A 387-nucleotide genomic window follows, 5' to 3' on the forward strand; every position below is an offset into this window, starting at 1 on the left:
TGTGGATCGTGTCGCCGTCCCAGGCGCGCTTGTACGCCGCGCTCTGCTCGGCGGCGGCCGCGTCGGGAGCCGTGGCCGGGTCCGCGGCGGGTGAGCCCGACGCCCCCTCCGCCGCCGGACCCGAGCCGGAGCGCCCGGCGCGCGGCTTGTACGACATGTCGATGCCGAGGGGCTTGGACATCTCGCGGAGCTGCGCGACGACGTCCTGCCACTCGCGGATGCGCAGGAAGTTGAGGTACTCGGCCTTGCACAGGCGGCGGAAGGCCGACGACGAGAGCTCGTGCTGCTGCTCGCGGACGTACTCCCAGACGTTGAGGTAGGTGAGGAAGTCGGAGTGCGGGTCGGTGAAGCGCGCGTGCGCCTGGTCGGCCTGCGCGCGGACCTCGG

Annotated in this window: 1 protein-coding gene; it reads right to left on the minus strand. The window is 72.9% G+C overall.

The features are described 5' to 3' along the window. Window positions 1–387 (minus strand): hypothetical protein (locus G3I78_RS51600; RefSeq protein WP_203616631.1); only part of this gene is annotated, 387 nt, incomplete at both ends.

The organism is Streptomyces sp. SID13726, from assembly GCF_010548375.1.
Classification (GTDB): Bacteria; Actinomycetota; Actinomycetes; order Streptomycetales; family Streptomycetaceae; genus Streptomyces.